Raw genomic sequence first — 525 nt, forward strand, 5'->3', positions numbered from 1 at the left:
GAACTACTTACCGAAAACACAGCAACTTCAGATGGGGTTTCGCAAAGCGGGCTCCAGTGACATTGTCGACGTCAAACAATGCCCCATTTTAGCGCCCCAACTTGAAGCATTGCTGCCCAAAGTCAGGGCATGTCTGGGCAGCTTACAAGCTATGCGCCATCTTGGTCATGTTGAACTGGTACAGGCAACCAGCGGCACGCTGATGATTTTGCGCCATACCGCACCGCTAAGTTCGGCAGATCGCGAAAAACTGGAACGCTTTTCGCATTCTGAAGGCCTGGATCTGTATCTCGCCCCCGATAGTGAGATACTCGAAACCGTCTCTGGTGAGATGCCCTGGTATGACTCAAACGGGTTGCGCTTAACTTTTAGCCCGCGCGATTTTATTCAGGTCAATGCGGGTGTGAACCAAAAAATGGTAGCGCGTGCGTTGGAATTGCTGGATGTGCAACCTGAAGATCGCGTACTGGATCTGTTCTGCGGTATGGGCAACTTTACACTGCCATTGGCGACACAAGCTGACAG

Annotated in this window: 1 pseudogene; it reads left to right on the top strand. The window is 51.6% G+C overall.

Features of this window, described 5'->3' with window-relative positions:
- Positions 1-31 precede the first annotated feature (31 nt).
- Positions 32-525 (top strand): annotated as a pseudogene (locus KZA10_RS17430) (hypothetical protein); the annotation flags it as partial.

This window comes from Microbacterium sp. BF1 (assembly GCF_019279095.1).
Taxonomy (GTDB): Bacteria; Actinomycetota; Actinomycetes; order Actinomycetales; family Microbacteriaceae; genus Microbacterium; species Microbacterium maritypicum.